General features: G+C 69.1%; 16 protein-coding genes. All 16 read right to left on the reverse strand.

From position 1 onward, the window contains the following. On the reverse strand, positions 1-462 hold a 462-nt coding region (locus AB1609_05200; protein MEW6045866.1), incomplete at its 3' end, for a flagellar basal body L-ring protein FlgH. An 18-nt stretch (positions 463-480) separates the two neighbouring features. Beyond that, entirely contained in the window at positions 481-1,413 is a 933-nt protein-coding gene (locus AB1609_05205; protein ID MEW6045867.1) for a flagella basal body P-ring formation protein FlgA, read from the reverse strand. A gap of 14 nt (positions 1,414-1,427) precedes the next feature. Next, positions 1,428-2,216, reverse strand: coding sequence for a flagellar basal-body rod protein FlgG (flgG, locus tag AB1609_05210; protein ID MEW6045868.1), 789 nt, complete (start codon positions 2,214-2,216; stop codon positions 1,428-1,430). A gap of 238 nt (positions 2,217-2,454) precedes the next feature. Next, a complete protein-coding gene (locus tag AB1609_05215) occupies positions 2,455-3,213 on the reverse strand; it encodes a flagellar hook-basal body protein (GenBank protein ID MEW6045869.1) in 759 nt (252 codons plus the stop codon). 74 nt (positions 3,214-3,287) lie between these two features. Beyond that, positions 3,288-4,313, reverse strand: a complete 1,026-nt coding sequence (locus AB1609_05220) for a rod shape-determining protein (GenBank protein ID MEW6045870.1) — start codon at positions 4,311-4,313, stop codon at positions 3,288-3,290. Between the two features lie 144 nt (positions 4,314-4,457). Then, positions 4,458-4,718 (reverse strand): sporulation transcriptional regulator SpoIIID, encoded by a 261-nt coding sequence (gene spoIIID, locus AB1609_05225; protein ID MEW6045871.1) that lies wholly within the window; start codon positions 4,716-4,718, stop codon positions 4,458-4,460. Positions 4,719-4,861: 143 nt separating this feature from the next. After that, on the reverse strand, positions 4,862-5,803 hold the full coding sequence (locus AB1609_05230) for a M23 family metallopeptidase (GenBank protein ID MEW6045872.1): 942 nt from the start codon (positions 5,801-5,803) through the stop codon (positions 4,862-4,864). Between the two features lie 177 nt (positions 5,804-5,980). Next, positions 5,981-6,397, reverse strand: a complete 417-nt coding sequence (locus AB1609_05235) for a F0F1 ATP synthase subunit epsilon (GenBank protein ID MEW6045873.1) — start codon at positions 6,395-6,397, stop codon at positions 5,981-5,983. Positions 6,398-6,403: 6 nt separating this feature from the next. Further along, the gene (atpD, locus tag AB1609_05240) at positions 6,404-7,846 is read right to left on the reverse strand and encodes a F0F1 ATP synthase subunit beta (protein MEW6045874.1); all 1,443 of its coding nucleotides are present in this window, start codon (positions 7,844-7,846) and stop codon (positions 6,404-6,406) included. A 35-nt stretch (positions 7,847-7,881) separates the two neighbouring features. Beyond that, positions 7,882-8,892, reverse strand: a complete 1,011-nt coding sequence (atpG, locus tag AB1609_05245; GenBank protein ID MEW6045875.1) for an ATP synthase F1 subunit gamma — start codon at positions 8,890-8,892, stop codon at positions 7,882-7,884. Between the two features lie 39 nt (positions 8,893-8,931). Then, entirely contained in the window at positions 8,932-10,488 is a 1,557-nt protein-coding gene (gene atpA / locus AB1609_05250; protein ID MEW6045876.1) for a F0F1 ATP synthase subunit alpha, read from the reverse strand. A gap of 7 nt (positions 10,489-10,495) precedes the next feature. Further along, positions 10,496-11,083 (reverse strand): ATP synthase F1 subunit delta, encoded by a 588-nt coding sequence (gene atpH, locus AB1609_05255; GenBank protein MEW6045877.1) that lies wholly within the window; start codon positions 11,081-11,083, stop codon positions 10,496-10,498. Further along, on the reverse strand, positions 11,080-11,634 hold the full coding sequence (atpF, locus tag AB1609_05260) for a F0F1 ATP synthase subunit B (GenBank protein ID MEW6045878.1): 555 nt from the start codon (positions 11,632-11,634) through the stop codon (positions 11,080-11,082). The genes atpH and atpF overlap by 4 nt, the downstream gene beginning before the upstream one ends. A 138-nt stretch (positions 11,635-11,772) precedes the next feature. After that, positions 11,773-11,988, reverse strand: coding sequence for an ATP synthase F0 subunit C (gene atpE / locus AB1609_05265; GenBank protein ID MEW6045879.1), 216 nt, complete (start codon positions 11,986-11,988; stop codon positions 11,773-11,775). A 72-nt stretch (positions 11,989-12,060) separates the two neighbouring features. Further along, positions 12,061-12,765: a F0F1 ATP synthase subunit A gene (gene atpB, locus AB1609_05270; GenBank protein MEW6045880.1), complete on the reverse strand. Its 705-nt coding sequence runs from the start codon at positions 12,763-12,765 to the stop codon at positions 12,061-12,063. A gap of 60 nt (positions 12,766-12,825) precedes the next feature. Then, positions 12,826-13,209: ATP synthase subunit I (locus tag AB1609_05275; GenBank protein ID MEW6045881.1), on the reverse strand; the 384-nt coding region annotated here is incomplete at its 5' end.

Here is a 13,209-nt window from a genome sequence, read left to right on the forward strand (position 1 = left end):
GTTGACCACGATGGTCTGCCTGCCCTCAACCACCAGGTCGCCGTTGGACAGCACCTGGGTGACCCTGGCCGTCATCTGAGCCCGGATGGTGCCGCTTCGCGCGGTGCGCCCATCACCCGTGAAGCGGCTGCTGCCCGAGCCCCCGACGAGGGGCAGCACGTCCAGCAGCCCCTGCCCGGGCCCCACCTCGACCTTGCCGTCATGCTTGGTGCCGGTAGAGGCCGATGAGGTGGCTTCGGCGCGCTCCACGATGATGATGGTGACGAGGTCGCCCGCCTTCCGGGCGCGGGCGTCGGCAAAGAGGCCCAGCCGGTTACCCTGGGCTTCGGCCTTCGCCCACAGGGATTCCGCCGCGGCCCCTGCCCCGAACGTCGCTGGCGCGGCCAGCACCGCAATTGACACGGCCAGCGCACCGGCCGTCCGTTTCAACATGACGCGCTTTGCAGCAGAGGCCCGATTCATGCGCCTCGCCTCCTGCTCTCACGGTCCCTCGGGCGCCGCGACGACCGCCAGATCGGGGCGCACCAGCACGGCGTGCATCACGGCCCCCGACGTAGCGTTTCGCACCTGCACGGCTTGCCCGACCCGGGCGGGCCCCTGGAGCACCCCCTGGAGCTGGACCGTCACCGCTCCCCGCCGCACCAGCACGGTGACCGGGGTCCCGGAAGGTACCGATCCACCCTCCTGCGGGCGCACCGGGACGTCGCGGGCGTCAACCGGCGCCCCGCGATCCGGGCCGTCCGTGCCCAGCGTGGCGCGCACCCATACGCGCCTGGCCGCAACCCCATCCACGAGGACCTCAACGGCAAACACCGCCGCTCCCGGCCTCAGCACCGGCGGCCCGCTCACCACTGCCGCACGGATCTCGCCGGGCGGGACCAACACGCGCTCGGGCACCTCCAGGTCCAGCACGGTGAGGTCCGGCCCCCCGTCCCGTTCCCGCCGGGCGGCCAGATACTGCTCGATGCCCCTCGTGACCGGAGCGCGGTCAAGGGCGCGCCCGAAGGCGCTGACGGAGGTCTCCTCTGCTTGCGTGCCCCACCGGATGAGCCCGGGATCGATGCGTGCCTGGCGCAGCCGCAGGATGATGGCGGCCTTGGAGATGCTCCGCGACTCTCCCGGAAGCGGCGCCGCGCCCACCTCCAGGCGGCTCACGGTTTCCCAGAGTTCAGGGTCACCATCCACCAGGACGGCGACGTCCCCGATGCGGATGGCCGGCCCCGCCACCTCGGCCTGGGGCTTCAGTTCCACGACAAGGCGGGCTGCACCGCGGTCCTTTGCGGTGGCGGGCATGCTGCCCGCGCAAGCCGACGGCGCCGGCAATGCTGCCACCACGACCGCCCCCACGGCCGCTGCCAGCACAAAAGCTTCAATCCGGGATGCCCTGGCCGCCCCTGACCTCGACGGCATCATCGCCAGCCCTCACCTTACCGGCGCAGGTTGTTGGCCGTGTTGAGCATGTCGTCGGACGCCTGGATCGCCTTGGAGTTGGCGTCGTAGGCCCGCTGCGCCAGGATGAGGTTGACCATCTCCTCAACGACCTGGACGTTGGACATCTCCAGGAAGCCCTGCGCGATGGAACCGAAGCCGTCCATCCCGGGCTGGCCGACAATGGGCTGCCCCGAAGCTGCCGTGGCCAGGAACAGGTTGCGGCCGTAGCTGCGCAGCCCGGCCGGGTTCACGAACCGCGCGAGCTCGATGGTGCCGATCGTGATCGGCTGGCTGTCGCCCAGGAGCACGGCCGAGACGGTGCCGTCACTGCCCACCGACACCTCCACGGCGTCCTGCGGCACGATGATTTCCGGTTCCAGGACAAACCCGTCCGAGGTGACGATGCGCCCCTCGCTGTCCTTCTTGAACGCGCCGTCCCGGGTGTAAGCGACCGTGCCGTCCGGCAAGAGGATCTGGAAGAACCCGTCGCCCTCGATGACCAGGTCAAGCGGGTTGTCCGTCTCCCGGAACGTGCCCTGCGAGAAGATCTTGACCGTCGCCACAGGGCGCACGCCGTGCCCCACCTGGATGCCGGTGGGGATCTGCGCCCCCGCGGTGACAGGCGTCCCTGCGAACCGCAGGGTCTGGTAGAGCAGGTCCTGGAAGTCGACCCGGGACTTCTTGAAACCGGCGGTGTTGACGTTGGCCAGGTTGTTGGCGATGGTGTCAACGGTGAACTGCTGGCCCGACATCCCCGACGCGGATGTCCAAAGAGAACGCATCATTGGCAGAACTCCCCGCTCTCTTCTCTCGCCCTCCTGCGACGTGTCTCTGCAGGCAGGCCGCTTGAGGCTGGAGGGGCCCAGGTGGCGCAGGCACGGCGGGAGAGCCGGATCAGGAGCAGGGCGCTGCTTCCGTCGTTCCGCAGCGCGGGGCCTCTGCCATGCAGTCCAGCCCCTTTTGCCCGTCCGCTTTCTCTCCCGGCGGCACCTGAAACCCCGTAAAGTCTTTCAGCCTGTGCGCCTAACTCGTCCGGCCGAGCTGCGCGATGAGCGCCTCGGTCATCTGGTCATGCGCCCGAACCGCCTGCTGCGCTGCCTGGTACGCCCGCATACCGGCGATCATCTCCACCATGGTCCCGATCACGGACGTCCCCGAGCCCTCCAGCATCCCCTGCTGGACGCGGGCATCGACGCGCACCGGGCCGCCTGATTCGGCCGTGTAGCGGAAGAGGTTGCTGCCCTCCCGCACCAGGCCCTGCCGATCGGGCACATCCACCACCAGGATCTGGCCCAGGAAGCGGCCGTCCTCGGTCATGACGGCGCCCTCCTGCGTGACCGCGATCTCCCCGTCCGTCACCCTGCCCGTCCGAACCGGCCCATCGAGCCCCAGCACCGGAAGGCCGTCCTGCGTGACCAAAACGCCATCGCTGCCGATCGTGAAATTGCCCGCACGGGTCAGCCTCGGCCCTGCGGCGCTCTGCACCACGAAAAAGCCGTCGCCCTCGATCGCGAGGTCGAGGTTTCGGCCGGTGTAGCGCGCGGGGGCCGGATCCCACCGGGTGTAGGAGCGCTCGATGTACGCGCCGGTGCCCGCCAGTCCCCTCGGCGTGCGCACCGTGCGCAGCTCCCGGTGGATGAGCATCTCGGGGAAGGCGGCGACCGGAGCGACCTCGGTCCGGTAACCCGGGGTGGCCGCGTTGGCCAGGTCGTTGGCGAGCAGGTCCTGCCGGCCGCTGAAGACCAGCATCGCCGAGCCCGCGCTGAACAGGCCCCGCACCACCGCGCATCTCACCTCCCTCCGCGGCGTCGCACTATAGGTGTCGGCGCACGCCGGGGAGGGCTTGAGGGAGAGCGCTAGAGGACGCGCCGGGCCGGCATGGCCGGCAGGTGGCGAGCCCGCTGCATGACTTCCAGGACCTTCCCGGTGCCGCGGGCCACGCACGTGATGGGGTCCTCGGCCACGTGCACGGGGAGGCCCGTCTCGCTGCTCAGCAGCCTGTCAAGGCCCCTCAGCAGCGCCCCACCGCCGGTCATGACCACGCCGCGCTCGTAGATGTCGGCAGCCAGTTCAGGCGGCGTCCGCTCGAGGACCTGGCGGACGGCCCCGACGATGGCCTGCGCAGGTTCCATGAGGGCGCTTTTAACCTCTTCAGCCGTGAGGACCTGCGTGCGGGGCAGGCCGGTCACCGCGTCCCGGCCCCGCACCTCTTGCGGCGGCAGCGATTCCGCGGAGTCAGGGGCGACGGTGCCGAGCTGGATCTTCAGGTCTTCGGCGGAACGCTCCCCGACCACCAGGTTGTGCCTGCGCTTCAGGTAGCGGGTGATCGCCTCGTCCATATGGTCGCCCGCCACCCGCACCGAGTCGGAGACCACCTCGGCTCCCATGGAGATCACGGCGATGTCGGTGGTGCCGCCGCCTACATCCACGACCATGTTGCCCCGGGGCTCCTGCACCTCGATGCCGGCGCCAATGGCGGCCGCCATCGGCTCCGAGATGAGGTGCACCTCGCGGGCTCCGGCCTGGCGGCACGCCTCGCTGATGGCACGGCGCTCCACGTCGGTGACCGCCGAAGGGACGCACGCCACGAGGCGGGGACGCACCCACGTCCACTGCCCGAGGGCCTTGCGCAGGAAGTAGCGCAGCATCAGCTCGGTGATCTGGTAGTAGGCCACGACCCCGTTGCGAAGGGGCCGAACCGCTATGATGGGGCCGGGCGTGCGCCCGAGCATCTCTCGAGCCGCCTGCCCGACGGCCAGGACCTGCTGCCGCTCCTCATCCAGGGCCACCACGCTGGGTTCCTGCAGGACGATACCCCGGCCTCGAACGTAGATGATGACACTGGCAGTGCCCAGGTCCAGGCCCACGTCGGCGCCCAGCATGCCGGTGCAAGCCCCACTTCCTGCGGACGTCGCCCCAATCCCTGGGGAGCGTGCCGCGGCGACGGTCGGCTCGTTGATTCGACATTACACAGCGTTTTCCTGGCAGATGTTGCACCCGCTGCCAGTGCTCACCGGCATGCCTATTCAGGAGACTTTGCGCTGTTTCTGGTACTTGGCCCTGGTGGCCTCGCCGCCACGGATGTGGCGTTCGGCCTTGTTACGGTCGAGGACCCGCTTCACCTGGCGCGCCAGATCCTTGTTCAAGCGGGGAAGTCTCTCGGTCATGTCCTTGTGCACCGTGCTCTTGCTCACCCCGAAGACCGTGGCAGCCTGGCGGACCGTGGCCCGAGTGGAGATGATGTAGTGGCTGATGTCGACCACCCGCTTGCGGATGTAATCCCGCATCGAGCGCCCCTCCGGCCCCTGTCTTTGCCACATGCTTATGGGCCGAGAAGGGCCGATATGTTCCGACGCTTTCCTAGAAGCGCCCGGCGGCACGATGCCACCGGGCGCTTACACCGGCCAGATGCGGGCGGCCGCCTTGATGCTCACGGCCCCACGGGCGACGGCCCGGACGGCTCACCTGCGCCGGCCGGCTCATACGCCTCCGGCTCGTCAGGGCCGGCGACCCTGTACGAGGCGGCTGGCATCACCGCCAGGGGATCGACGCTTTCGGTGCCGTGGTAGACGGCGAACGAGATGACGGCCCGAATGCTTGCACCGGGCTCACCGGCCGCCTGGGTCGCCCCGCCTACGCCGTAAACGCCGGCCAGCGTCGGCACCACCTCAGGCAGGCGCGGGCCGTACCCGATGATCGTGCCGGACGTGACGCCCTGCGCGCGTTCAACGCGCACGCTCGACAGCCGCCCGTAGGTCGTGCTCCACCCCTGTCCATGATCCAGCACCACGGTGAAGCCGTCGCTTTGGACGTCAACCGACCGGACGGTGCCGGCCGCGGCCGCGCGCACGGGGGCCTGGGAAGGCACCGCCAGCTCAAGCCCCGGCAGGTAGCGCCAGTCGCCGCGTTCCGGGTGGCGCCGCCATCCGGCCGTAGCGACCACCAGGCCGTCCGCCGGCCACACCAGCGACCCCGGAAGCGACGTGGAAAGGCCCGGTGCTGGCCCTGCCGTCATGGTGCCCGACGCCTGCACCCCTTGCTCGCCGGTTCCGGCGGCATTCCCGCCGCCCGCCATGCCCGCGCCCGTTGCCTTCGATAGCCCCGGCAGGCTGGCCGGTGCCGTGTCACCCACCTGTGTCAGGGGCGAGAGCGAACCCGGACCGGGCGGGCTCACCGGTGCATACCGCCAGGTGAGATAGCCGATGCCCAGCCCCAGCGCGAAGAGCAGCATGAGCGCCGGCAGCCGGGCGGCTGGCCTGGCGCGTGCCGCGAGCCGCCCGAGCCGCCGGAGGCGTTGCGCCGACCAGGCAAGAGCGTGGACGGCCAGCCGCTTCAAGGGCCTTGGGCCCTGCGGCGCAGAAGGCATCTTCATGGACGACCATCCCCTCCCTGCCATGGCAGGTTGCCCCAAAGCGGATGCCTTTATGCGCCCACCTTCGCCAGCAACTTCCAGAGGCTGGGGAGGAGAACGTCCGGGGGAGGAGGCAGGCAGGAGAAAGCGGGAGGGAGACAGCAAGCAGAGGCCGGCGCAGGGTGGCGCCGGCCCCCGTTACGACTCCGGCTCGACGCCGGCCGCCCTCAGGCGGTTGAGCGCGCGTGCCAGCGCCCGCTGGGCCCTCGCGTAGTCGATGCTGGCGGCACGGGTTCGCAGGCGGGCCAGCGCGCGGTCCCGCGCCGCCCTGGCCCGCATGACGTCGATCTCCTCGGCCAGCTCGGCGGTGTCGGCCAGGATGGTGACCCGGTTGCCGGCGACCTCCATGAAGCCGCCGCTCACCGCCATCTTCCGCTTGGCCCCGTGGAACTGTCCGAACCGCACGATCCCCAGCCCGACCACGGCCACCATGGGCGCGTGGTTGGGGAGCACGCCCAGGTACCCGTTGGCCGACGGTACCACGACGGCCTCCGCCCGTTCCCGCAGCACGAGTCGCTGCGGCGTGACCACCTCGAGCAGCATCAGCTCGGGCATCGCGCCTCAGACGCCTTCCTTTTCGATCTGGCGGGCCTTCTCCACCGCCTCGTCGATGGTGCCCACCATGTAAAAAGCGGGCTCCGGCAGCTCGTCGTGCTTACCCTCCAGGATCTCGCGGAAGCCCCGGATGGTCTCCTTGAGCGGCACGTAGACGCCGGGCAGGCCGGTGAACGCCTCCGCCACGAACATGGGCTGCGAGAGGAAGCGTTCGATCTTGCGGGCCCGTGCCACGATCACCTTGTCCTCGTCGGAGAGTTCCTCCATGCCGAGGATGGCGATGATGTCCTGCAGTTCCTTGTAGCGCTGCAGAACCTGCTGGACGCCCCGCGCCACCCGGTAGTGCTCCTCCCCCACGATTTCGGGCGCCAGAAGCCGCGACGTGGACGCCAGCGGGTCGACGGCCGGGTAGATGCCCCGTTCGGCGATGCGCCGCTCCAGGTTGGTGGTGGCGTCCAGGTGGGCGAACGTGGTGGCCGGCGCCGGGTCGGTGTAGTCGTCGGCCGGCACGTAGATGGCCTGGATCGAGGTGATGGAGCCCTTCTTCGTGGTCACGATGCGTTCCTGGAGCTGCCCCATCTCGGTGGCCAGGGTTGGCTGGTAGCCCACGGCCGACGGGATGCGCCCGAGCAAGGCCGACACCTCGGAGCCGGCCTGCACGAAGCGGAAGATGTTGTCGATGAACAGCAGCACGTCCTGGCCTTCGACGTCCCGGAAGTACTCCGCGATGGTCAGGCCCGCAAGGCCGGCGCGCATGCGGTTTCCAGGGGGCTCGTTCATCTGGCCGAAGACCATGGCGGTCTTGTCGAGGACCCCGGCTTCCTTCATCTCGTAATAAAGCTGGTTGCCCTCGCGGGTGCGCTCCCCGACGCCCGCAAAGACCGAGAAGCCGCCGTGCTCGTAGGCAATGTTGCGGATCATCTCCATGATGATGACCGTCTTGCCCACGCCCGCGCCGCCGAACAGCCCCACCTTGCCGCCACGTGGATAGGGCGCCAGGAGGTCGACGACCTTGAGCCCGGTCTCCAGGATCTCGCGGGCAGGCTGCACCTCCGCCACGGCCGGAGCCGGTCGAATGATGGGAAGCCGGAGATCCGTTTCAACGGCCCCCGCGCCGTCCACGGGCTGCCCCAGCACGTTCAGCACGCGCCCCAGCACGGCGCGCCCCACCGGCACCGTGATGGGGCCGCCGGTGTCATAAGCGGGCATGCCGCGGACGAGCCCGTCCGTCGAATCCATCGCGACGCAGCGCACCATGTTGTTGCCCAGGTGCTGCGCTGCCTCCACCACCAGCACCTCGGGCCGCCCGTCCCTGGCCTGGCCGTCCTCCGTACTGCGGGGAATCTCAATGGCGTTGAAGAGGTCAGGAAGCTCGCCCTCCGGAAACACGACGTCCACGACGGCCCCGAGGACCTGCGCCACCCGCCCTACTCGGTTGTGCTGGGCCATGTCCGCCTCGCGTCTCCTCCCCGGCTCCTGTAAAACTAGGCTTGCGCCGCCTGCGCTTCGGCGCCGCCCACGATCTCCATGATCTCTTTGGTGATGCCCGCCTGGCGGGCCCGGTTGAACGAAAGCGTCAACGCTTCAATCATCTCCTGGGCGTTGTCGCTTGCGTTGCGCATGGCCGTCATGCGCGCCCCATGCTCGCTGGCCTTGGCCTCGAGCAGCGCCCTGTAGACCTCGACGTCGATGTAGCGCTCGAGCAGGACGCCGATGACCGCATCGAGCGACGGCTCGTAGATGTACGGGGGCTGCCACCGCTCCCGCTTCTGCGCCCTCGCCTGAGGGCCTCCACGGCGGTCCCCCTCGCCGCCCCCGGCCGGCCGGCCGTCCCGGGCCAGCGGCGGCCAGCTGCCACCGCGCTCGCTGAGAGGCCACGGCTTCGGCCCCTCCTCCGGGATGGGCAAGAGCGGATAGAGAACCGGCCTCGCCACAGAAGGGCTCACGAACTGCGAGAACAGCAGCACCAACCTGTCGAACTCGCCGGCCACGTACGGCTCGACGAGGGCCCGCGCCACCTCCTGGGCCTTGGTGTACTCCACGTGGTCGCCCAGGTTGATGAATTGCTTGTACGGCCGGCGGCCTGTCCGGCGAAGGTGGTCCCGCACCTTGCGCCCGACGGCCACCACCTCCACCGAGCGACCCTCGCCGCTTTGCGCCCGCAACACGGCCTCCATGGCGCGCCCGACGTTGGCGTTGTACCCGCCGGCAAGGCCCCTGTCCGCGGCGATGACGCACAAAAGCGTCCGCCCGTTCTCCCGCACCTGCAGCAGCGGATGAGCGCGCGCCACTGCAGGGTTGGCCTTGAGGGTGGTGCCGACCACCCGCGCCAGCACCTCGGCAATGCGGTTGGCAAAGGGGCGGGCGGCCAGGGTGCGGGCCTGGGCCCGGCGCAGCTTGGCGGCCGAGACCATCTCCATGGCCTTGGTCACCTGCTGCGTGTTCTGCACGCTCTGGATGCGCCGCCTGATATCCCGGACGGACTGCCCGGCCACCGGCGTGTTCCCTCTCCCCGGAAAATGAAGTGCGGCCCTTTACCGGGTCGGCGTGGCGACGGGCGTAACGCCTGTTGCCTGCTGTGAGGCCGCCTGCACCCGCGCCTTGACCTCGCCGATGGCCGCCTTCAACTGCTCGACGGTCTCGTCGTCAAGCGCCTTCTTCTCCCGGATGCTCCTGAGAATCTCGGCGCGCTCCGTTCGCAAGTACGCCAGGAACTGCCTTTCAAACGGCTGCACCTGGTCGACCGGCATGTCGTCCAGGTGGCCGTTGACGCCGGCGAAGATGACGGCCACCTGCTCCTCCACCGGCATGGGCTGGTACTGGCCCTGCTTGAGGACCTCGGTAACCCGCTCGCCCCGGACCAGCCGGGCCTGGGTCGCCTTGTCGAGCTCCGACCCGAACTGGGCAAACGCGGCCAGCTCCCGGTACTGCGACAGGTCAAGGCGCAGCCGCCCTGCCACCTGGCGCATCGCCTTGACCTGGGCGTCGCCGCCCACGCGGCTCACCGATCGGCCGACGTTGATGGCCGGGCGGATGCCGGCGTAGAAGAGGTCCGTCTCCAGGTAGATCTGGCCATCCGTGATGGAGATGACGTTGGTCGGGATGTAGGCAGAGATGTCGCCCGCCTGGGTCTCGATGATGGGAAGGGCCGTCAGCGAACCGCCGCCCAGGCGGTCGTCCAGCTTGGCCGAACGTTCCAGCAGGCGGCTGTGCAGGTAGAAGATGTCGCCAGGGAACGCCTCACGGCCGGGCGGGCGGCGCAGCAACAGCGACATCTCGCGGTAGGCCGCCGCGTGCTTGGAGAGGTCGTCGTAGACCACCAGCACGTCCTGTCCCTTGTACATGAAGTACTCGCCCATGGCGCACCCGGCGTACGGGGCGATGTAGAGAAGCGGCGCCGGCTCGCTGGCGGCAGCGGAGACCACGATGGTGTAATCCATGGCCCCCGTGCGCCTGAACACGTCAACGACCCCCGCCACCGTGGACGCCTTCTGGCCGATGGCCACGTAGATGCAGATGACGCCCTGGCCCTTCTGGTTGATGATGGTGTCCACGGCAAGCGCCGTCTTGCCGGTCTGGCGGTCGCCGATGATGAGCTCGCGCTGGCCCCGCCCGATGGGGATCATGGAGTCGATGGCCTTCAGGCCCGTCTGCAGCGGGACGGACACCTTGCGCCGGTCGATGACGCCGGGGGCCCGGCTCTCGATGGGCCGGAACTGGTCGGTGGTAATGGGCCCCTTGCCGTCGAGAGGCTGTCCCAGCGGGTTGACGACCCGCCCCAGAAGCGCCTCCCCCACCGGCACCTGCATGATGCGCCCGGTGCGGTAAACCGGATCGCCCTCTTTCAGGTGCGCGTACGGCCCCATGAGGACCGCCCCGATGTTGTCCTCCTCCAGGTTGAGGGCCATCCCGTAGAGATCGCCGGGAAAGCGCAGCAGCTCGCTTGCCATGCACTGCTGCAGGCCGTGCAGCCGGGCGATGCCGTCGCCGACGAAGATGACCGTGCCGACCTCCTCGACGGCGACCTCCGCCTGGAACTGCTCGATCTCCCGCTTCAGAACCGACGTGATCTCTTCTGGCCGGATTGCCACGCCCAACTCAACCTGCCTTTCCGTCCATCGAGGCCGCACCCTGGGGCAGGGGTGCTGCGCGAAGCTGCTGGTGCAACCGGGCAAGCTGCCGGGAGAGGCTCCCGTCAAGCTTCATGTCCCCCGCCCGAACGACAAGCCCCCCGATGAGTTCGGGGTTGACGCGCACGGAAAGCCGCACACCGCTTGCGTGAAGCATCTCCTGAAGCATCCGGCGCAACGCCTCCTGATCCGGCTCCGAAAGCGGTGCGGCGGTATCCACGTCGACCCGCACCACCTGCCGGATCCGGTCCGCTTCCAGGGTAAACTCCTCGTACATGTCAGGCAGGAGTTCCTCGCGGCCCTTGCGCGCCACCACCCCGAGGAACTGAAAGACCAGCGCCTCGACGCCCTCGCCTGCCGCCTGGCGCACGGCGTCGACCTTCTTGTCGGCGGAGAGGCGGGCCTGGTACCACGTGCGGCGCACCGAAGGGTCGGTCAGGACGGCCTGCACCACCCGCTGCAGGCCCTGCTCGACGGCGTCCAGCCGCCCCTTCTCCGCCGCCAGTTCGGCGAGGGCCAGGGCGTAGCGGCGCACCAGGACGCGCCGGGCGGTCAACGCCGTTCACCCACCTGCTCGATGAACTCGCGGGCCAGCCGCCGCTGGTCGTCCCCGGTGATGGTCCGGCGCAGGAGCCTGCCGGCAGCCGCCACGGCCAGCGTGGCCGCCTCCTCGCGGATGGCCGCCAGCGCCTGATCCCGCTCCATGCGGATCTCGGCCCGGGCCTGGTCGAGGGCGCGGCGCGCCTCCTCCTCAGCCTGGCGCACCCGCCTCAGGCGCTCCTGTTCGGCTGCGTCCAGCGCACGCTGCAGCTCCTCCTGGGCCCGGCGGCGGGTCTGTTCCAGCTGCAGCTTCATCTCGTCCCGGAGCTTCTCCGCCTCCTCCCGGGCCTGGCGGGCCCCGTCGACGGACTCGGCCACCTCGGCCTCGCGCTTTGCCAGCACGTCACCGAGCGGCTTGAAGACCAGCTTGGTGAGCAGCAGCATGACCACCAGGACATTGGCGACCTGGGCCAGATACGTAAACAGGTTGATCTGGAGCGGCGAGCCGGCCGCCTCACTTTCCGCCGCCAGCATGACCAGGTTCGCCCCGCCTGCCATCCAATCCATAGTGGGGAATGCCCCCGCTTCCTGTGTGTAACCTTACTAAATCGGGAAAGGGCGGGGCCGGCGCCCGTGCGGGGAGCCGGCACCCGGTTATTCCCGTTGTGCCACGGCCGAACAACGAGAGCCCGGTCGCTCTTCTTTTCAGACCCTGCCGGAGAGGATGAACGCGATCACGAACGAGAAAAGGGTCAGGGCCTCCATGAACGCAAGCGCTATAAGAAGCGCCCCGCGAATCTCGCCCGCCGCCTCGGGCTGCCGGGCGATGCTCTCGACCGCCCGCGACGTCGCCCAGGCCTGACCGAAAGCCGAAACCATGGCCGGCATGGCGATGGCCAGAGCCACAGCCAGGAAGTTCACGCTTGATCCATCCCCCTTTCCCGCGCCAACCCGTCTTGGTTTACGAAATCAACACCCATACCAGCCGCTCCGTCAGTGATGGCCCACGGCCGTGGCCACGTAAACGGAAGTGAGCGTTGCAAAGATCAGCGCCTGAATGAACCCGAACAGCACTTCCAGCAGCATGACCGGTGTTGGCGCAAGGAAAGGCACCAACACGAACAGCGCGGCGACCACCATGTCACCGCCAAACAGGTTCCCGAAAAGACGCACGGACAGCGAGAAGACCTTGACAAGCTCTTCCAGAATGTTCATGACCAGCAGAAAGGGGACCGGCTCGATGAACCGCCTCAGGTACCGCCGGATTCCCACCGCCCGTGCGGCGAATACCTGGACCAGCAGGATGTCCGTCGAGGCAAGCGCGACGGTGGTGGAAAGATCGGTGGTCGGGGGAACCACGCCCGGGATGAACCACGCGTAGTTGAGGGAGAGTACCAGGAGAAAGAACGTGCCCACCAGGGGAATGAACCGCCGATCCGAATGCCCGAGGGACTGTTCCAGCAGGCCTTCGACGAAGCGGTAGTAGACCTCGGCCAGTGTCTGGATCCCGCGCGGCCGCTCCCGGATGCTGCGGTTGACCACCACCGCCAGGAGCGCGATGATAGCCACCACCACCCAGCTGTTGAGCATCGTGGTGGTGATTTCAACGCTCCCAACGTGCCAGAGCGTTCGCGGTGCCACCTCGGTGAGGACCTCACCGATTTTCTCCAGCCGCGACTCCAAGAAGCGTTCCAGCATCGCCCGTGTTACGCGCCCGCCCCCTCGGCCGCCCCCAGCAAAGGGCCGCCTTACGGCTTGCTAGATCGAACCGCGGCGGCCCGCCCACTTCGGCGCCGCCAGCAAATACCCCACCGCCTCGACCAGAAGGCCGGCGAGAACCCCGATCAGAAACGCCAGGCCCCTTCCGGAGGCCCACCACAGGAGCCCCGCTGCCAGGGCGAGCCGCAGAAGCGACCCGCCTGCCACCCACACGGCGCCGCGCCCGCCGCTCTGCCACCGGCGCATCGCAAGGCGCGTCACCCAGTGGTTTGCCATGCCCACCGGAAGGCCGGCCACCACACCCAGCGCGGCGTCCGGAAACCCCAGCATCGCTGCGGCCAGCGCCTCGCCAAGCCCGATGACGGCCAGAAGCCACGTGCGCTCACGGATGAGCCTGTTCAAGGCCGCCACCCTGTACCATGT

This window comes from Bacillota bacterium, assembly GCA_040754675.1.
In the GTDB taxonomy this organism is placed as follows: Bacteria; Bacillota; Limnochordia; order Limnochordales; family Geochordaceae; genus Geochorda.